Source organism: Mesorhizobium sp. M0140, from assembly GCF_040322475.1.
GTDB lineage: Bacteria > Pseudomonadota > Alphaproteobacteria > Rhizobiales > Rhizobiaceae > Mesorhizobium.
The window spans coordinates 21,665-41,671 of the sequence record NZ_JAMYTM010000038.1 but is presented as its reverse complement, the minus strand read 5'-3'; the positions used below and the strand labels follow the sequence as shown (position 1 = coordinate 41,671).

Sequence of the window (20,007 nt, the reverse complement as noted above, 5' to 3'; positions counted from 1 at the left end):
ATGGCAAAGGGGAATCACAAGAGGGGACGCGGCAAGCCGCAGACCCACAGCCTGCTGGAGCACTACCAGCCGATCGACGGCGTCGTCGACGAGATGGTCGATGCGTCAGGCAATCCTCGCCCGGCCTGGAAGCATTTTGTCGAGGCGCTCGAGGAACTTGGCGCTGAAAAGCTCGGCCAGCGCTTTGCCCGCGCCGACCAGTATCTGCGCGATGCCGGCGTCTATTACCGCGTCTATGACAAGGCCGGTGCCAATGAGCGCGAATGGCCGCTGGCGCATGTCCCGGTTCTCATCGAGGAGAGCGAGTGGGCGGCGATCAGCGCCGGCCTCGTGCAGCGCGCCGACCTGTTCGAGGAAACCATCGCCGATATCTACGGGCCGAACCGGCTGGTCGAGAAAGGCATCCTGCCGGCGGGATTGATCGCCGCCAGCCCGGAATATTTGCGGCCTGTCGTCGGCACCAGGCCGGCCGGCGGCCACTTCCTTCATTTCTGCGCCTTCGAACTCGGCCGCGGGCCTGATGGCCGATGGTGGGTGCTGGGTGATCGCACGCAGGCGCCGTCCGGCGCCGGCTTCGCGCTGGAGAACCGCGTCGCCACCACACGTGCGCTGTCCGACATCTATGGCGAGATGCATGTGCACCGCCTTGCCGGCTTTTTCCGCCGTTTTCGCGATGCGTTGATCGGCATGGCCAAGGAGACCGACGGCCGCGTCGCCATCCTGACGCCGGGGCCGCTCAACGAAACCTATTACGAACACGCCTACATCGCCCGCTACCTCGGCATCATGCTGCTCGAAGGCGAGGATTTGACCGTCTCCGGCAGCCGGCTGATGGTGCGCACGGTTTCCGGCCTGATGCCGATCAGCGTATTGTGGCGGCGGCTCGACGCCGCCTTCGCCGATCCGCTCGAACTGCGCGCGGATTCGCAGATCGGCACGCCGGGCCTGGTCGAGGCGATCCGCCAGGGCGCGGTTGCTACCGTCAACGCGCTGGGCTCCGGCCTGATGGAGACGCGCGCGCTGCTTGCCTTCCTGCCCAAGATTTCACGGGCCTTGCGGGGCGAGGAATTGCTGCTGCCAAGTGTCGCGACATGGTGGTGCGGGCAAGCAACCGAACGCGCGCATGTGTTGGCCAACATCGATCGCATGGTGATCGGGCCGGCGCTGTCGACGAGGCTTGCCTTCGAGGACGACGATTCGACGAAGCTAGGCTCGGCTCTGTCGGCCGGGGAGCGGGCGGAACTGGTGGCGCGCATTGAACGTGATGGCGGCGATTTCGTCGGCCAGGAAGCGGTGACGCTTTCGACGACGCCCGTCTATGTCGGCGGCTGGCTGGAGCCGCGGCCAGCCAGCCTGCGCGTCTACCTGGCGCGAACGCCGGAGGGCTGGACGGTGATGCCGGGCGGTTTTGCCCGTATCGGCCTGTCGCTCGACCCGACGGCGATCGCCATGCAGCGTGGCGGCCAGGCGGCGGATGTCTGGGTTGTCAGCGACAAACCGGTGGAGCGCGAGACGCTGCTGCCGCAAGAAGGCGACAGTTTCAGCCGCACCAGGCCCGGCAGCCTGCCCAGTCGCGCGGCGGAGAACCTGACCTGGCTCGGCCGCTATATCGAGCGCTCGGAAGACACGGTGCGTATCCTGCGCGCCTACCATGTGCGGCTGGCCGAAACCTCCGACCCGGATATGCCGCTGCTCGCCGACATCAGGGATTATCTCGAACCTTTCGGCATCGATGTGGAGACGGCGATCCCGTCAGGGCTGATCGGCACGCTGGATAGTGCGGTCTACAGCGCCGGGCAGATCCGCGACCGCTTCTCGCCCGATGGCTGGCTGGCGCTGAAGGACCTGTCGAAAACCATCCATCAGTTCGCAACGACGGTCGCGCCCGGCGACGACGCGACCCGGGCGATGACAGTCATCCTGCGTAAGCTCGCCGGCTTTTCCGGCCTGCTGCACGAGAACATGTACCGCTTCGCCGGTTGGCGCTTCCTCGAGATCGGCCGCCGGCTGGAGCGCGGTATCCAGATCTCCCGCACGCTGGCGCGGCTGACCAGCGCCAAGGCGCCGGACGGCGCGCTCGATATGATGCTGGAGATCGGCGACAGCGTGATGACCCATCGCCGCCAATATCCGGTGCAGGCCGGTCGGCGCACGGTGATCGACCTGCTGGCGCTCGATCCGCTTAACCCGCGCTCCATCCTGTTCCAACTTGAAAGGCTGAAGGCCGAAATCGGCCTGTTGCCGTCGCTCGGCGGGGAGGGGCAAATGTCGCCGGCGGCGAAGGAAATCCTGCAGCTCAACACCCAGATCGCCATCAAGGAGCCTTCGGATATGACGGCAAAGGCGCTGGACGACCTCGCCTATGAAATCGGCGGCCTCTACAACAGCCTCGCCAAAGCCTATCTCGGCTAAGCAGGTCCGCAAAAGTGTCGCACGGGTTTTGCGACAAGAACCTGCGCAAAGGCAGAAAAATAGAACATGCTCTACGACATCAGGCTTCATCTGCATTACGATTACGCTGCGGCGGCCGGCGGCGGTCGTCATCAGGTGCGCGTACTGCCGTCGACGATATCAGGCGTGCAGCGTGTCATCGCCGCATCCCTGTCCTTTGCGCCGGCACCCAACGAGCGTTCCGACTTTTCCGATTTCTTCGGCAACAACGTGACCTCGATCGCCTTTCGCGACGCGCATGACGCGCTCGACATCAGGATGAGCGCCCGCGTGTCGGTGTCTCGGCCCGAGCCCGGGCTCGACGTGTCGCCCGATATCGCCCGGCTGAGGCAGGAGCTCGCCGCGATGCGGTCTCTGGCACCTGATGCACCGCACCATTTCCTGACGGCCAGCACCCATGCCGGCATCGACGATGCGATCACCGCTTACGCACGCGACAGCATCGCCGGCTCTGCCGCCGGCACGGCCGTGAGCCTGTGCAATCGCATCCATCGCGATTTCACCTATGACGGCGAAGCGACAACGGTGCGGACCCGGGCCAGTGATGCCTTCAAGTTGAAGCGCGGCGTCTGCCAGGACTTTTCACACATCATGATCGCCGGCCTGCGCGGGCTCGGTATTCCGGCCGGCTATGTCAGCGGCTTCTTGCGCACCATCCCGCCGAAGGGCAAGCCCCGGCTGGAAGGCGCCGATGCCATGCATGCCTGGGTCAAGGTCTGGTGCGGGCGCGATGCAGGCTGGCAGGAATTCGATCCGACCAACGGCATGCGGGCCAGCAACGACCATATCACCGTCGGCCACGGCCGCGACTATTCGGACGTGGCGCCGATCGTCGGCGTGCTCAAGACCACGGGGGGGCAGGTTGGCGAGCAAGCTGTCGACGTCATTCCGGTCGTGCTCGAAAGAGCCTGAAGCAGGTCGTACACGCAGCGGTATTTGCGCCGCAATTCGGGATGGACAAGACTGCTTCTCAAATACCGATGCGGCCGCTAGTCTGTATTCGTTTCGGGGTGACGGTAGTTGTATCCTCAAGCGCATGGCGCGAGGTTTGTAATTGAGAGCAATCAGCGTCGTCATTCCTGCCTGTAACGCGGCGGCGACCATTGCTGCAACGCTGGCATCGCTACGCAGCGAGGCCGAGATCATCGGCGAGATATTGCTGGTCGACGATGCGTCGACCGATGGCACGGCAACCATCGCGCGGGAGGCCGCGGCACAACTCTCGTTGCCGCTGCGCGTGCTGTCGGCCAAATGCCGCGATGCAGGCGGTGCCCGCAATTTGGCGCTGGCCGAAGCGGTCTATTCCTGGGTCTACCTGATCGATGCCGACGACCTGCATCTGCGGGGCGGGTTGCGCGCACTGCTCCGCAAGGCCCGGGAGCAGCCGGAGGCCGACATGATCGTGGGTGCCTACCGGCGACGGGTGAACGGCCAGGACCGGCAGATCAAGATGCCGAACGGCTATCAGGCTGCGTGCCTGGCAAATGCCTCGGCCTATGTGAAAGGCGACATACGTTCGGTCGCCGTGGGCAGCGTTCTGGCATCGCGGACCCTGATCGGCGAGACGCGGTTCCCCATCGGAATGGCCTATGACGAGGACACGCTGTTCTGGGCACGGCTGATGAGCAAGGCATCGCTCGCCATGGTCTCGCAACCTGTCATGGTGTATGAGGTTTCGCCGGTACGTTCCGATGACCGCTTTGCCCTCAACCCGGTGCGGCGCTTTCTGGACTGGCGCCGGGAACTGCGCACACTCACCGACTGCAACATCCCGTTGTCGGCGCTCAAGGCCAGGGAAGGGCTTGTCGCCCTCAAGATCGCCCGGGTCCACTATGCGCGCGGCGATCTGGGCACCGCGGCGCGCTTCCTGGCGGTAGCCGCGGCCGCGCCGAAGCGGCGCTCAGAAGCTTGGCGCTGCCTGCGCTACAGGTTCAAGCTCGCGGCGCGGCGGCGTTTGTCGGCGCCGCCGATCAAGCTGCAAGGCGCTCTGTAGGCGCCGGCCAGCGCGATATCGGCGCGAGGCGCTTTTCGGACGGCGGGTGGAACCAGCGGTCGGCCAGTGGCTTATCTACGGAATTCGCGTGGAGCCGACATGTTGCAAAAATCCGGATTGTCGCCCGGCCGACCGGCTGGCGAGGACGCTGTATCGCCAGATGGTGCGCCCAAAAACGGGGCACAAAGCTCGGCCGACCATGCGTCGCTTAGCTATGTCAGCGATGCCGAGCCCGGTATCCGGCGGCTGAAGACGGGCAAGGGGTTTTCCTACAAGGGACCGGACGGAGGAACAGTTTCGGCCACTACCAGGGCCCGCATCGAGGCGATCGTCATTCCGCCGGCCTGGACGGATGTGTGGATTTCGCCGGACGCGGACGGCCATATCCAGGCAACCGGCAGGGACCAGCGCGGACGCAAGCAATATCGCTATCATCCGCAATGGGCCGAAGAGCGCGATGGTGCCAAATATTCGAGCCTGGTTGCTTTCGCCGAGAGCCTGCCGGACCTGCGGCACAGGATCGACAGCGATCTGCGCCGTCGTGGCCTGCCGTTCGAGCGTGTCGTCGCCGCGGTCGTCTGGCTGCTCGACAACACGATGATCCGCGTCGGCAATGCCGCCTACGCCCGCGACAACAAGAGTTTCGGGCTGACCACGTTGCGCGACCGGCATGTGGATATTGTCGGTTCAAGCCTGCGCTTTGCCTTCAAGGGCAAGTCGGGCAAGGAGTGGAAGCTGAAGCTGGTCGACCGCCGCATCGCCAGGATTGTGCGCGGCGCGCAGGACCTGCCAGGCCAGAAGCTGTTCCAGTATCTCGATGAGGACGGCAACAGGCGGCCGGTCCGCTCCGAGGACGTCAACCGCTATATCCGTGAGGCGGTCGGTGACGCCTTCAGTTCGAAGCATTTCCGCACCTGGGGCGGCACCATTCACGCCGCGTCGCTGTTTGCCCAAACGGAACTGCCGCAAAGCCAGGCGCAGCGAAACAGGGCGATGAACAGCGTCATCGACAAGGTTGCCGAGCGGCTGGGCAATACGCGTGCCGTCTGCCGCAAATGCTATATCCATCCGCGGGTCTTCGAAGCGTGGTCCGAAGGGCGGTTGCTGAATGAAATGGCGCAAGCCAACAAACGCAAACGCTCCATCGATGGTCTCGATGACGAGGAAGCTCTCGTGCTGCGATGGCTGAAACTGGGAGAAAGCTGACCGGCGCGGCTGGCCGTGGCCAAATCCGTCCACATCTGGATTTTTTTATCGACGTCGTGTCGGGATCGCTCTTACTGTTTCGTCCTTTGACAGAGAAAAGGACCAGCCATGCTCTACGCAATCCTCTGCTATGCCTCCGAAGATGTCGTCTGCTCCTGGAGCAAGGCACAGGACGATGAGGTCATGGCCAATCTCCTCGACGTTCAGGACAAGTACGCCAAGGCTGGTCGGCTCGGCCCGGTGGCACGGCTTCTGCCGACGACCGCCGCGACGACCCTGAGAAAGGTCAAGGGCGAATCGGTCGTCATCGACGGGCCGTTCGCCGAGACCAAGGAACAGTTCCTCGGCTTCTACACGCTCGAATGCGCCGATCTCGACGAGGCGGTGGAGTTCGCCCGCGAGCTTTCCGAAGTCAACCCGAGCGGCGGCTCCTATGAGATCCGGCCGGTCTCGATCTTCAATCCCGCCAAGGTTTCCGCATGACCGAAATGGCCTGGATAAGCTCCGCGATCAGCGCCGCCCGCCCGCAGGCGATGGGTGCGCTGCTGCGTTATTTCCGCGATCTCGATACGGCGGAGGAAGCTTTCCAGGACGCGTGCCTCAGGGCGCTGAAGAACTGGCCGCAGAACGGGCCGCCGCGCGACCCGGCGGCGTGGCTGATCTTCGTCGGCCGCAACAGCGGCATCGATGCGGTGCGCAAGCGCGCCAAGCAGGCGCCGATGCCGGAGGAAGACCAGGTTTCGGATCTGGAGGACGCCGAGAGCGATATCGCAGAGCGGCTGGACGGGGCGCACTACCGCGACGACATATTGCGGCTGCTGTTCATCTGCTGCCATCCTGATCTGCCGGCAACGCAGCAGATCGCGGTGGCGCTGCGCATCGTCTCCGGTCTTACGGTCAAGCAGATCGCGCGCGCCTTCCTGGTTGGCGAAAGTGCCATGGAGCAGCGCATCACTCGCGCCAAGGCGCGCATTGCGGACGCCGGCGTGCCGTTCGAGACGCCGGGCGCGGTCGAGCGGTCGGAACGGCTCGCCGCCGTCGCCGCCATGGTCTACTTGGTCTTCAACGAGGGCTATTCGACCAACAGCGGCGAGGCGCCGGCCCGCGCACCGCTGTGCGAGGAGGCAATCCGGCTGGCACGGCTGTTGCTGCGGCTGTTCCAGACCGAGCCGGAGATCATGGGGCTGACGGCGCTGTTGCTTCTGCAGCATGCGCGCGCACCGGCCCGTTTCGACGAGAGCGGCGAGATCGTGCTGCTCGAAGACCAGGATCGCAGCCTGTGGAGCCGCAAGATGATCGATGAGGGGCTGGCGCTGGTCGACAAGGCGCTGCGCCATCGCAAGCCCGGCGCCTACCAGGTGCAAGCGGCGATTGCCGCGCTGCATGCGCGGGCCGAAAAGGCCGAGGACACCGACTGGAACGAGATCGATCTGCTCTATCGCTTGCTCGAGCAGATGCAGCCGTCGCCGGTGGTCACGCTCAACCGGGCCGTCGCGGTCTCGAAGGTGCGTGGACCGGCAGAGGCGCTCGCCATGATCGAGCCGCTGGAAGAACGGCTTTCCGGCTATTTCCATTTTTTCGGTCTCAAGGGCGGCCTTTTGATGCAACTCGACCGGGGCGACGAGGCGCGCGTCGCCTTCGACCGCGCCATAGCGCTTGCGAACACGGCGGCGGAAGCTGCCCATATCCGCATGCATATCGACCGGCTGATCAAGGACGGTGCGGTACGCCCAGCGGCCAAGAAGGCAAACTGAGCGCCATCTGGCTCAATCGTGCAGTTTGGGCTTAGACCATGCCGGGGTGGTGATTTTCCCTTGAACCGAGTAATGCCACGCGATGATCGTGCCTGAGGTGCCTTTGTGCACGCGGGCAGCATGGCGCCAGGCTTTGACCGGCGTGCCTTTTGTGCATGTCGTTGTCCCAAAACCGCTGGGCACTTTTGGGCGACATGCATTATGAGCGACTGGATCTGAAAGGGACAAGAATGACGATAGGCAAGGAAACGACCGAACTGCTGGCGAAACTGGGTGTGGCCAAGGAGACGCTGGTCGGCGGCGACCTGATCGTGCGCAGCCCGGTGACGGGCGAGCAGATCGCGGCGCTGAAGACGATCTCACCGGCTGACGCGGCCAAGGTGATCGATGCCGCGCACAAGGCCTTCCAGGCCTGGCGCATGGTGCCAGGCCCGCGGCGTGGCGAACTGGTGCGGCTGCTCGGCGAGGAGCTGCGTACGCACAAGGCCGAGCTTGGCCGGCTGGTCTCGATCGAGGTCGGCAAGATCCCGTCCGAGGGGCTCGGCGAAGTGCAGGAGATGATCGACATCTGTGATTTCGCCGTAGGCCTCTCCCGGCAATTGTACGGCCTGACCATCGCCACCGAGCGCCCAGGCCATCGAATGATGGAAACCTGGCATCCGCTCGGCGTCGTCGGCGTCATTTCCGCCTTCAATTTCCCGGTGGCTGTGTGGTCGTGGAATGCCGCCCTGGCGCTGGTCTGCGGCGACGCTGTGGTGTGGAAGCCGTCGGAAAAGACGCCGCTGACCGCACTTGCTTGCGAAGCCATCTTCAAACGTGCGGTCAAGCGCTTCGGCGCGGACGCACCTGATGGCCTGGCGCCGGTGCTGATCGGCGATCGCGCCGTCGGCGAGATACTGGTCGATCACCCTAAAGTGCCGCTGGTTTCGGCGACCGGCTCGACCCGCATGGGCCGCGACGTCGGTCCGCGGCTGGCCAAGCGCTTTGCGCGCGCGGTGCTGGAACTCGGCGGGAACAATGCAGGCATCGTCTGCCCGACCGCCGATCTCGACATGGCGCTGCGCGCGATTGCGTTTGGAGCGATGGGCACGGCCGGCCAGCGCTGCACGACGCTGCGGCGCCTGTTCGTGCATGACAGCGTCTACGACGCCTTGGTTCCGCGCCTCAAAAAGGCCTACGAGAGTGTGTCTGTCGGCAATCCGCTGGAGACCTCCTCGCTGGTCGGGCCGCTGATCGACAAGGCGGCCTTCGATGCCATGCAGAAGGCGCTGAAGGAAGCCGCCGCCCATGACGGCAAGGTGACCGGCGGCACGCGGGTCGAGAACGGCCACCCCGATGCCTACTACGTGCACCCGGCGCTGGTCGAAATGCCAAGCCAGGTATCCCCGGTGACGGAAGAGACCTTCGCGCCGATCCTCTATGTGATGAAATATTCGGATTTCGACGCCGTGCTCCACGAGCACAATGCGGTGGGCGCCGGCCTGTCGTCGTCCATCTTCACCCGAGACCTGCAGGAATCCGAGCGTTTCCTGGGTGTCGACGGATCGGATTGCGGCATTGCCAATGTCAACATCGGCACCTCGGGCGCCGAGATCGGCGGTGCCTTTGGCGGCGAAAAGGAAACCGGGGGCGGCCGCGAGAGCGGCTCCGACGCATGGAAGGCCTATATGCGGCGCGCCACCAACACGGTGAACTATTCCAAGGCGCTGCCGCTCGCCCAGGGCGTGTCGTTCGACATCGACTGAAGGGCTCGCCGGCTTGGGCATCCCGCACGGGGGATGCCCACCGGTCAGCTGCCTGCTGGCGAGTCAAAGGCCTTGACGAACGCGGCATCGATGATAGCCAGCTTGACGGCCTGGGCGGTCATGTACTCCCGGTAGAAATCGCCCGACACCCACATCACCGAATTGCCGCGCTGGCCAAGCCAGCCAACGCTGCCGAGGTCTTCGGCATCCCGCAGTTTGCGTGCCAGGTGGGTTCGCGACAGCTTGAGCCATTTGGCGAAATCGCCGATCGAGACGACGCCAGTCGGTATTGCAGCGAGGCCGGCATGGTCGGGATCGACGCCCGATATCAGCCAGTCCATGACGACGCCGCCATTGTTAAGCCAGGTGAACAGCGAAAAGGTCTGCTTGGGCTCGCGCACGGGACTGGAGGAGATCAGCCCGTCAGCCACCAGCGGTTGCACCCTGGCGAGCGCATAGGGCCGCTCCAGAAACGTTGCCAGACGGTTCGCGCCGTCGAGACTGTCCAGTGAGTGCAGATGAGCCATCATCCAGCCGGCGAGCGTGTCCAGCGTGTTCACTGTAGGCTGTATGGGGCGGATGCGGCCATCCTGAGCTGCCGAGAGGTGCTTGATGAAATTGTAGTGCAGCATCTCCTTGAGGAAGGCGTCGGCGGTGTTGCGGCTGGCGACAGAATTCTCCCGGATGACGTCGATGAAACGCGCCGCCGTCAACTGCTTGCGGTAGTCATCGGGCTCCCGTCTGAAATGCAGGGCAAGGCCGATATGCGCCATCAGCCAACGCTGCTGGGTGGCAAATATCGAGGCAAGCCTCGGGTTCGTCTCGTAGGTCTGGATAAGCGCCTGCGCCTGGGCACGGACACAGCGATGCAATGCCGGGTGACCGGCAATATGGTCCAAGGTCAGCGCCATTCTCCCCCCGTGCGTCAAGCCCCCAACGCGAAGACGCAGATCACATTTTCAGCCTTCAAGGCCCGTGTCCAGACGCGCCCGCTCTATAACAGGTTATGATCGCCAGTAGACAATGTTCACGGCCCGGGCAGATATCGATCGCGCCGATCCTTCAGCGGTCTTCCGGAGCTGGAAAACAGGCGTCGAAGGCCGCATCGACAATGGCCAGCTTGGCGGCCTGGACGGTCATGTACTCCTGGTAGAAAGTGTTCGATACCCACATCACCGAATGGCCGCGCTGGCCGAGCCAGCCGATGCTGCCGAGTTCCTCGGCAGCGCGCAGCTTGCGGGCGAGGTGGGTCCGCGACAGCTTGAGCCATCTGGCGAAATCTCCGATCGAAACCACGCTGGTCGGAATCCGGTCCAGGCCGGCATGATCGGGGTCGATGCCCGACATCAGCCAGTCCATGACGATGCCGCCATTGTTGAGCCAGATGAACAGGGAAAAAGTCTGGTTGGGCTCGCGCACCGGCTTGGAGGCAAGCAGGCCGTCCGCCACCAGAGGCTGCAGCCTGACAACCATGTCGGGCCGCTCCAGGAACCTGGCCAGCCGGTTGCCACCGTCGAGATGATCCAGCGTCTGCAGATGGGCAAGGACCCAGCCGGTGAAAGTCTGCACGGTTGCCGCCGTTGGCTGCAAAGGGTGCGTGCGCCCGTCGCCACCCGAAACATACTCGGCGACATGATAGTGCAGCATCTCCTTGATGAAAGCGTCCGCCGTGTTGCGGCTGGCCACCGCGTGCTGGTGTACGAACTCGATGAAACGCGATACCGTCAGCTCCTTGCGGCGGTCGTGCGGATCGCGCCTGAAATGCATGGCAAGGCCGACATGACCCATCAGCCAACGCTGCTGCGTGGCGAAAATGGAAGCCAGTCGCGGGCTCGTTTCATAGATGTTGATCAGCGCCAACGACTGTGCCTGGACACAGCGATGCAGGGCCGGATGGCCGGCAATGTCTTCCAGATTCAGCGCCATCCTCCTCATGTTCCGAGTTAACTCCAACAGCGGAGTCGCGTCCACATTTTCCAGCCTTCGATAGCTGTGTCCAGAGGCACCAAATGCGAAGAGCAAGCCCAACCCGAACATGGGGCCGGCCACGATCGGTTCATGGGATCCGCTAACCGATTGCTATGGCTTGGAAAACCCCTCCCAATAATAGTCAGCCGGAGGGCCGCCCGTTGAATTGACCTTCACCAGGGCCCGGCATAGTTTCCGCGACATCCGAGCGGCGGGGGCACGCCTTCCCGGAAGTGAGTTCGAAAGCAGAAGCCAATTAACGAGCGATGAAATCTCGCGCGGTGGCGAAGTTTTGCCGAACTCTACCTCGAAGGACGAGTGATTGAGTGAAGTATACAAGCAAGATCGCGGTTGGCAGGGATAACGACTGTCACCCAGTTTTCGGTGAGCTGGCAGCCCGTAAGGGATGGTTGATCCTGTTTGCCGTCTCGGCGTGCCTGTGGCTTCAAGCCGGCGCGTTTGCGCAGACAGCCAGCCAGATCACGCCGCCCAGCTTTCGGCCGCCGCCGGCAGCCAACACGGCAGGTGTTTCCATTCCCGAAGGTGAGGGCCTCGAGGCGCCGGCGGGCGCCGGGAAGCTCAGGGTCAAGCTCGGGGATGTCAGGGTCGAAGGCGGCTTGCCCGACATGGCTGACGCAACACGCAAGATCGTTGCCGGCCTTGCGCACCGCACGGTGACGGCGGCGGAAATCTTTGCCGCGGCGCGAAAACTCGAAACCGAATATGGACGGGCCGGCTATGCGCTGGCGCGGGTGGTGCTGCCGGCGCAGAAGCTCAACGACGGCGCAGGGCTCCGGCTGGTCGTCGTCGACGGCTTTCTCGAACGGATCGACACCAGCAATCTGCCCGAGCGCATACGCGGGCGGGTCGAGGCAACGCTGGCGCCGCTCGTTGGACAAAAGAGCATCAAGCTGTCGGCGATCGAACGCAAGCTGCTGCTGGCTGGCGATACGCCCGGGGCCCGGCTGCGCTCAACCTTGCAGGCCGGAACAGCCAAAGGCGCCAGCGTGCTGGTCATCGATGGCAAATATCGCCCGATCGGCGGCCAGGCGACCGGGGACAACTCGCTATCGCCGTCGTTGCAGCGCTGGTCTACGGGCGTCGGCGTCGATTTCAACTCATTGCTCGGCCTCGGCGAACTCGTCTATGTCAGGGCAGGCGGCTACCCCGATGGCGGCGAGAGTGGCCTGTTCACGGATGGCCCACGCAATCGCAACTATGCCGCGGGCATCGTCGTGCCGATCGGCTATGACGGGCTGACGCTCAACCTGGAAGCCAGCCGCACGCAGGCCAATCCGACAGCCGAGCCCGGCACGCTCGGCTTCGGCAGCGCCTTCGAGCGTTATTCGGCGCGGCTTCGATATCCCTGGATCCGCAGCCGTGCGCTTACGATCAGCACCGAACTGTCCTTCGACGTGCAGAACGACACGCTCGACGCGGTGACGCCGATTTCGCTGCCGATCGCCGAGGACCGGCTGCGCATTGCCCGGCTCGGTCTCGACGGCATCTGGTTCACACCGCTTGGCGGCGTCTTCATCGGCAACGTCGTTGCGTCCTTCGGTATCGATGGGCTCGGCGCGCGTTCAGCCGCCGATGCGACGCCGCTGCTGCCACTGTCGCGTCAAGGCGCCGACGCCGATTTCCAGAAGCTGGAGGTCTCGGCCAGCTACAGCCAGCCGCTGGCCACCCATCTCGGCCTCGATCTCTACGCCCGCGCGCAGACCTCGTTTGGCAAGCCGCTGCTGCAGTCCGAACAGATCGGGCTGGTCGGCGCGAACGGTCTGTCGAGCTTCGACGCGGGCGCGCTGCAGGGCGATGCCGGCTATGTGCTGCGCGGCGAGCTGTCCTCACCCTGGTACGTGCCGTTCACTGGCGGCATCGTTTTGTTGTCGCCCTACGTGTTCGGCGCTGTCGGCCAGGTCCATCTCGAAATGCCGACCGCGCTCGAGACGGCCAACATCGTCGGCGCGTCATACGGGCTTGGCCTGAAGGTCGGCACCGCGCTGGCGGGCGACGCGACCAACGCCAGCCTGACGCTGGAATGGGGCCGCCAGCATCGTGACAACCATCTGCCGACAAGCGATCGCTTTTCGCTCAGCGGCGCCGTCCAATTCTAGAGAGATGACCATGCAGCGCAAAGCCCACCTCCCACGGCGGCACCTGAACCGCACCGGCGCGCCGTTGATGGCGCTGCTTTTGACGTCGACGGCGCTTGTCGGCTTCACGTCGGCGCGGGCACAGGAACTGCCGACCGGCGGCAGCGTAGCATCCGGCGGCGTCACCATCGCTAACCCATCGTCGTCGCAACTGAACATCAGGCAGTCGACCAGTTCGGCGATCGTCAACTGGCAGAGTTTTTCGATCGGTGCCGGCGCGACAGTCACTATCGACCAGCCATCATCCTCGGCAACGATGCTGAACCGCGTCACCGGCGGTACCAAATCGACCATTGCAGGCCAGCTCAATGCCAATGGCCAGGTGTTCCTGGTCAATCCCAACGGCATTGCCATCTCCAAGACCGGCAAGGTTAGTGCCGCCGGCTTCGTCGCGTCCTCGCTGGGCATCAGCGACGAGGATTTTGAGGCCGGAAAGCTGGAGTTCGAAGGCAATGGAGCTTCCGCTGCCGTCTCCAACCAGGGTGCGATCAGCATCGGGCGTGGCGGCTATGCCGCATTGATCGGTGGCAGCGTCGACAATGCCGGCTCGATCACCGTGCCGCTTGGAAAGGTCGGGCTCGGATCGGGTGAGAAGGCGGCGCTTGATTTGTCCGGCGACGGCTTCCTGCAGGTCTCCGTGCCGACCAAGGCTGACGGCAGCAATGCGCTGGTCAGCAATTCCGGACGTATCAGTGCCGATGGCGGGCTGGTCGAACTCAAGGCGGCTGCGGTGCGCGATGCCGCACGCCAAGCCGTCAACATGTCCGGTGTCATCGAGGCACGCACGGTGTCTGGCCAATCCGGTGCCATCGTGCTCGGCGGCGATGAAGGCTCGGTCGAAATCACCGGCATGCTCGACGCTTCGGCCAAGGCCGGCGGCAAGGGCGGCAAGGTCACGGTCACCGGCCGCAAACTGAAGCTCAAAGCCGCCAAGGTCGATGCCTCGGGCAAGGATGGCGGCGGCAGCGTCAGGATCGGCGGTGACAAGCAGGGCAAGGGCACCTTGCAACGCGCGGTCACAACCGAGATCGATGCGAAGACGACAATCAGTGCCGACGCGACCGGCAACGGCACTGGCGGCACGGTCATCGTCTGGTCGGACGAGCAAACAAAGTTCGCCGGCAAGATTTCCGCACGCGGCGGTGATGACGGCGGCAATGGCGGCTTTGCGGAAGTGTCCGGCAAGCAGCGCCTCGACTTCACCGGTGAGGTCGATCTGTGCGCCCGCTTCGGCAACACCGGTGATCTGCTGCTCGATCCCTACAACGTCACTATATCGAACGCTGCCGGGAACACCGGCGGCAGCATGTCCGCCAACACCAATGACAGCGTCATCAACGTCACCACGCTGCAGAACCTTCTCGCAACCGCCAACGTCACCATCTCGACCGGCAGCGGCGGTTCGCAGGCCGGCGACATCACCATTGCCGCGCCGATCGCCTGGAACGCCAACACGCTGACGCTCAGCGCCTCTCATTCGATCGTCTTCAATGCGAACGCCACGATCGGCGGCGTCGGCGGACTGGCGCTCATCACCAACAATGGCGGCACCGGCGGCACGATCTCCTATGCCTTGGGCGCATCGGCGACCTTCACCGGCACGCCCGGTGCGCAGGCGCTGTCGGTCAACGGCCAGAGCTACACGCTGATCTATGATGTCAACGGCCTGCAGGCGATCAACAGCGGGCTCACCGGCAGCTACGCGCTGGCCAAGAATATCGATGCCAGCTCCACGTCCAGCTGGAATAGCGGTCTCGGCTTCATATCGCTGGGCACCGAGGGCAACAGCAACATCCAGAACGGCGGCAACGGCTTCACCGGCTCGTTCGACGGGCTCGGCCACACCGTCGACAGCCTGTCGGTGACGCAGTCCGCTGCCCAGTATGTCGGCCTATTCGGCTATATCGGCGCGGGCGGCCTGGTCCAGAATGTCGGCGTCACCAATGTGACGGTCCGGGGGTTTAGGACCCTTGGCGGGATCGCCGGGTTCAATGCCGGCACGGTGGCCCAGAGTTATTCGACTGGTCAGCTGTTCACCACGCAATACGGGTCCACCTCAGGCGGTCTGATCGGCGAGAACGATGGCGCACTCTCCGACAGCTTCTCGACAGTGGTCATCAACGCACGCGACACAAATGCCGCGGGCGGCGCGGTGGGCTTCAACAATTTCGGCACCATCGATCGCGTCTATGCCATGGGCGCTGTCGATATCGGCAGCGGCGGCGCGGCCGTCGGCGGCCTCGTCGGATCGAATTATGGCTATTCGTTTGTCGGCGAGGGCGGCAGGATAACCGACAGCTATTCGACCGGCGCGGTCAGCGGCGGATGGAATGTCGGCGCGTTCATCGGCAACAACCTTTACGATGGCGTGATCACGGGCGCGTACGACACGTCGACATCCGGCCCCTACAACACCACATCCAGCGCCAAGCCTGCGATCGGCGGTGGCACCACCGGCCCCAATGTCAATGTCGTCGGCCTGTCGACCTCCAGCTTCCAGAATGGCGGCGCCAATGGACTGAGTGCCGCCTTTGGCGGCGGGACTGGCGGCCTCTATCCCTATCTGAAGAGCTTCTACCCCAATGGCGTTCAGGCGATCTCCGGAATTGCTTACAAGGATGCCGGCAACACGCCGCTGATTTCCGGTACCGGCCAACCCTATTACACAAAGAATCCCGGGCTGGTGTCCGTCGTCTCCGGCGGCGTGAACCTCGGCACAGTCTCGACCGGCGTCAACGGCTACTATTATCTCGCTCTGCCGGCCGGCGCGGTCTCGAACTCGGTGCTCGCTTACACCGTTGCCGAAGCGGACTCGGGCGCCAAGAATGGCGTGACCTTCCGGACCGGCCTGTCCGGCAGCAATGTCTCGAACCTCAACGTCTATGGCGACTGGCGGCTCGACGAGGCGGATGGCTCGATCGCCTCGCTGTCGGCGCTGAGCAGCGCCTATAGCGCGGCGATTGGGTCAGCCTCTGTCGGCAGCCTGTCCTTCGCCAATCGCCAGATTGAAACCGTAGCAGCCACCTTCGCCCTCAACCAGGCGCTGTCGGTCGGCACCGGCACGCTGGCGCTGTCGTCGAACGGCGTGGTGACGCAGACTAGTGGCCTGACGGCGGCGTCGCTGGTTCTCGGTGGCACGGGTAGCTTCACCCTGACCAACGCCGGCAACCAGGTCGGCAACGTCGCCGGCAGCGCCGGTTCCGTCGATCTGCGCGATGGTGCAAGCCTGACGATCGCCAGTGCTTCCAGCGCCCGTGGGGTTATGGCGACCGGGGTGAACACCACCGGTTCGGTGAAGCTTCAGACGACGGGCGATTTGACCATTGCGGCAAATGCGACAATCAGCGGAACGGATCCAGTGCTCTCGGCCGCTGGCCTGTTCGTCAACAACCGGGGCAGTGACGCCGTCGCCGCCACCAGCGGACGCTGGCTGATCTATGCGGCAAATCCCACCGGCAATACATTCGGCAATCTGGACAGTGGCAACACGGCCGTCTGGAACACGTCGGCGGGTGGTCCGGTGAGTGCGACAGGCAACCGCTATGTCTTTGCCTATCAGCCGACACTGACCTTCAAATCCAGCAATGCGACCAAAACCTATGGCGATACCGCCCTGCCGGCACTGACCTATTCAGTGGCGGGCTACCAGGCAGGCGTGATCGGCGCCTATCTCGGCGACACCGCCGCCACGACCTTCAGCGGCGGCCCAAGCGTCACGTCCGTCAATCCGCCGGGCAATACACAGGCCGGAGCAGGATCCTATGCAATCACCGTCGGCGCCGGCAATCTCGCGGCGTTGAGCGGCTATGGCTTCGCCTACAACAGCGCGGGCCTGCTTACCATCGGCAAGCGCGCGGTGACGGTGACGGTGACGCCGGGCCAGGGAAAGATCTATGGAGACGCCAATCCATCATCCTATGCATACACCGTTTCGGATCTCGGCGCTGGCACGGCCTTGGTCGGTAGCCTTAGCCGCACGGCAGGGAACAGCGCCGGGACTTATGCCATCAACCAGGGCAGCATCACCAACACCAGCAATTCGAACTACGACATCACCTATGTCGGCGCCAATTTCACCATCGCCAAGCGCGCGATCACGGTAACGGCCGATGCCAAGAGCCGTACCTATGGCAACTCCAATCCGACGCTGACCTATCAACTCACAACAGGCAGCCTCGTCAGTGGCGACAGCTTGGGCGGTTCTCTGACGACATCGGCGACGACGGCATCCGGTGTCGGCAGCTACGGCATTGCGCAGGGCACACTCAACAACAACAACTATGCGATCAACTATGTCGCCGCCAATTTGTCGGTGACGCCGCGCGCCATCACGGTGACAGCCAACGCCAAGAGCCGCATCTATGGCGACAGCAATCCGGCTCTGACCTATCAGCTGACATCAGGCAATTTCGTCAATGGCGACAGCCTGAGCGGCGCACTGGCAACAACGGCGACGACGGCATCCGGTGTCGGCAGCTACGGCATCACGCAGGGCACACTCGCCAACGGCAACTATACGATCAGCTATGTCGGCGCCAATCTGTCGGTGGCGAAGCGCGCCATCACGGTGACAGCCGATGCCAAGAGCCGCATCTATGGCGATGCCATTCCAACGCTGACCTATCAGCTGACCACGGGCAATTTCGTCAATGGCGACAGCCTGAGCGGCGCGCTGGCGACGTCGGCCACGACAGCATCCGGTGTCGGCAGTTACGGCATCACGCAAGGCACACTCGCCAACAGCAACTATGCGATCAGCTATGCCGGCGCCAATCTGTCGGTGACGAAACGGGCGATCACGGTGACGGCCGATGCCAAGAGCCGCATCTATGGCGACGCCAATCCGGCGCTGACCTATCAGCTGACCTCGGGCAATTTCGTCAATGGCGACAGTCTCGCCGGTGCGCTCGCTACAACGGCCACGACAGCATCCGGTGTCGGCAGCTACGGCATCACGCAAGGCACACTCGCCAACAGCAATTATGCGATCAGCTATGTCGGCGGCAATCTCGCGTTGACCCCGCGCGCGATCACGGTGACGGCCGATGCCAAGAGCCGCATTTATGGCGATGCCAACCCGGCGCTGACCTATCAGCTGACATCAGGCAATTTCGTCAATGGCGACAGCCTGAACGGTGCGCTGGCGACTTCGGCAACGACAGCATCCGGTGTCGGCAGCTACGGCATCACGCAGGGCACACTCGCCAACAGCAACTACGCGATCAGCTATGTCGGCGGAAACCTGTCAGTGGCACAGCGCGCGATTACGGTGACGGCCGATGCCAAGAGCCGTGTCTATGGCGATGACAATCCAACGCTGACCTATCAGCTGACCTCGGGCGATTTCGCCAATGGCGACAGTCTGAGCGGTGCGCTGGCAACGACCGCCACGGCATCATCCGATGTCGGCGGCTACAGCATCACCCAAGGCACGCTTGCCAACGGCAATTACGCCATCAGCTATATCGGCGCTGACCTTTCGGTGACGCAGCGCGCGATCACGGTCACGGCCGATGCGGGCCAGAGCAAGATCTACGGGGACGGAGATCCGCTGTCTTATGGCTACGGAGTATCCGATCTCGGCAGCGGCGCAGCGCTGGCCGGCACGCTTGATCGCGCCGAGGGCGAGAATGTCGGGACCTATGCCATTGGCCGCGGCAGCCTCAGCGATGCTGCCAACGGCAATTACGACATCACCTATGTCGGTGCCGGTTTCAGCATCGGCAAGCGATCCGTGACCGTCACTGCCAGCTCGGGTCAGGGCAAGACCTACGGCAATGCCGATCCGTCGTCCTATGGCTACACCTTCACCGATCTCGGCAATGGCGCGGCGCTGGTTGGCGCTCTCGACCGCACGACCGGCGAAGATGTCGGCGCCTATCAGATCGGGCAGGGCACACTCGCCAACGCGGCCAACTCGAACTACGACATCAGCTATGTCGGCGCCGATTTCAGCATTGGCAGGCGTGCCGTGACAGTCACGGCCAATTCGGGCCAGGGCAAGATTTACGGCGATGCCGACCCCTCCTCCTATGGCTACACCAGCACCGATCTCGGCAGTGGTGTGGCGTTGGTCGGCGCTCTCGATCGCGCCTTGGGAGAGAACGCCGGAGCCTACGCGATCGGCCAGGGCACGCTCACCGACAGCGCCAATGCGAACTACGAGATCAGCTATGCCGATGCCGACTTCAGCATCGGCAAGCGGGCGATCACCATAGTGGCGGATGCGCAGAGCCGGCCGCAGGGCATGCCCAATCCACCACTCACCTATTCGATCGGCGGTCTGGGGTTGGTCAACGGGGATACCTTCCTTGGCGCGCTCTCGACTGAGGCGACACACGCTAGCCCTGCTGGCAACTATGCCATCGAACAGGGGAGCCTGACCCTCTCGGCCAACTATGAGCTGGCCTATGTCGGTGCCGATCTGGTGGTCTCGCCGCCCAACACGGTGCCGGCACCGGATGCGGCCAGCACGGTCGCGTACAACGCCGATGCCCATGCTGCCGGCGGGCCGGCTCGGGTTTTCTTCACCGGGCAGCCGGTGGATGGCGATGCGCAAACGCTGGTCGAAGACCCGCGCCTTGACGGTCCCGCCTTCTGCCAGGGCGTGGCGGACGCAGCTTCCGTCTGCAGCGTTGCCTCGGTCCGGTAGAAAATGGGGACGCCTTGACCGCGTTGCCGGCGAGACTGTCGGGCAGCTATCCCATCGCCAGGGCGGCATCACCAACGCCGCC

General features: G+C 64.0%; 11 protein-coding genes. 9 read left to right on the top strand and 2 right to left on the bottom strand.

Annotated elements, in window-relative coordinates; all coding sequences use genetic code 11:
* The 7 genes from NKJ37_RS27765 (at position 1) to amaB (ending at position 9,149) form a co-directional block, all read left to right on the top strand.
* Positions 1-2,412: a circularly permuted type 2 ATP-grasp protein gene (locus tag NKJ37_RS27765; RefSeq protein WP_352775878.1), complete on the top strand. Its 2,412-nt coding sequence runs from the start codon at positions 1-3 to the stop codon at positions 2,410-2,412.
* A gap of 66 nt (positions 2,413-2,478) precedes the next feature.
* Positions 2,479-3,363 (top strand): transglutaminase family protein, encoded by an 885-nt coding sequence (locus NKJ37_RS27760; protein WP_127270501.1) that lies wholly within the window; start codon positions 2,479-2,481, stop codon positions 3,361-3,363.
* 142 nt (positions 3,364-3,505) lie between these two features.
* On the top strand, positions 3,506-4,444 hold the full coding sequence (locus NKJ37_RS27755; RefSeq protein ID WP_127326694.1) for a glycosyltransferase family 2 protein: 939 nt from the start codon (positions 3,506-3,508) through the stop codon (positions 4,442-4,444).
* 99 nt (positions 4,445-4,543) lie between these two features.
* A complete protein-coding gene (locus NKJ37_RS27750; protein ID WP_127326695.1) occupies positions 4,544-5,650 on the top strand; it encodes a DNA topoisomerase IB in 1,107 nt (368 codons plus the stop codon).
* Positions 5,651-5,758: 108 nt separating this feature from the next.
* Complete coding sequence (locus tag NKJ37_RS27745; protein WP_127270092.1) at positions 5,759-6,133, top strand: YciI family protein; 375 nt, start codon at positions 5,759-5,761, stop codon at positions 6,131-6,133.
* The gene (locus NKJ37_RS27740) at positions 6,130-7,404 is read left to right on the top strand and encodes an RNA polymerase sigma factor (protein ID WP_352775873.1); all 1,275 of its coding nucleotides are present in this window, start codon (positions 6,130-6,132) and stop codon (positions 7,402-7,404) included. The genes NKJ37_RS27745 and NKJ37_RS27740 overlap by 4 nt, the downstream gene beginning before the upstream one ends.
* Before the next feature lie 230 nt (positions 7,405-7,634).
* Positions 7,635-9,149 carry an L-piperidine-6-carboxylate dehydrogenase gene (gene amaB / locus NKJ37_RS27735; RefSeq protein WP_502895292.1) on the top strand — a complete coding sequence of 505 codons (1,515 nt, stop codon included), beginning with the start codon at positions 7,635-7,637 and terminating at the stop codon, positions 9,147-9,149.
* Between the two features lie 44 nt (positions 9,150-9,193).
* Here amaB and NKJ37_RS27730 read toward each other — a convergent pair whose 3' ends face one another.
* Both NKJ37_RS27730 and NKJ37_RS27725 read right to left on the bottom strand, forming a co-directional pair.
* Positions 9,194-10,060 (bottom strand): hypothetical protein, encoded by an 867-nt coding sequence (locus NKJ37_RS27730; RefSeq protein ID WP_352775870.1) that lies wholly within the window; start codon positions 10,058-10,060, stop codon positions 9,194-9,196.
* A 151-nt stretch (positions 10,061-10,211) separates the two neighbouring features.
* Entirely contained in the window at positions 10,212-11,075 is an 864-nt protein-coding gene (locus tag NKJ37_RS27725; protein WP_164893012.1) for a hypothetical protein, read from the bottom strand.
* A 368-nt stretch (positions 11,076-11,443) separates the two neighbouring features.
* Here NKJ37_RS27725 and NKJ37_RS27720 point away from each other — a divergent pair, with 368 nt between their 5' ends.
* Positions 11,444-13,234: a ShlB/FhaC/HecB family hemolysin secretion/activation protein gene (locus tag NKJ37_RS27720; RefSeq protein WP_352554052.1), complete on the top strand. Its 1,791-nt coding sequence runs from the start codon at positions 11,444-11,446 to the stop codon at positions 13,232-13,234.
* Positions 13,235-13,244: 10 nt separating this feature from the next.
* Complete coding sequence (locus NKJ37_RS27715; RefSeq protein WP_352775867.1) at positions 13,245-19,925, top strand: MBG domain-containing protein; 6,681 nt, start codon at positions 13,245-13,247, stop codon at positions 19,923-19,925.
* Positions 19,926-20,007: the final 82 nt, after the last annotated feature.

Excerpts from the sequence above, each read along its gene's own strand:
- NKJ37_RS27765 (WP_352775878.1), top strand. The coding sequence starts at position 1 with ATGGCAAAGGGGAATCACAAGAGGGGACGCGGCAAGCCGCAGACCCAC.
- NKJ37_RS27760 (WP_127270501.1), top strand. The coding sequence starts at position 2,479 with ATGCTCTACGACATCAGGCTTCATCTGCATTACGATTACGCTGCGGCG.
- NKJ37_RS27750 (WP_127326695.1), top strand. The coding sequence starts at position 4,544 with ATGTTGCAAAAATCCGGATTGTCGCCCGGCCGACCGGCTGGCGAGGAC.
- NKJ37_RS27745 (WP_127270092.1), top strand. The coding sequence starts at position 5,759 with ATGCTCTACGCAATCCTCTGCTATGCCTCCGAAGATGTCGTCTGCTCC.
- NKJ37_RS27740 (WP_352775873.1), top strand. The coding sequence starts at position 6,130 with ATGACCGAAATGGCCTGGATAAGCTCCGCGATCAGCGCCGCCCGCCCG.
- amaB (WP_502895292.1), top strand. The coding sequence starts at position 7,635 with ATGACGATAGGCAAGGAAACGACCGAACTGCTGGCGAAACTGGGTGTG.
- NKJ37_RS27730 (WP_352775870.1), bottom strand. The coding sequence starts at position 10,060 with ATGGCGCTGACCTTGGACCATATTGCCGGTCACCCGGCATTGCATCGC.
- NKJ37_RS27725 (WP_164893012.1), bottom strand. The coding sequence starts at position 11,075 with ATGGCGCTGAATCTGGAAGACATTGCCGGCCATCCGGCCCTGCATCGC.
- NKJ37_RS27715 (WP_352775867.1), top strand. The coding sequence starts at position 13,245 with ATGCAGCGCAAAGCCCACCTCCCACGGCGGCACCTGAACCGCACCGGC.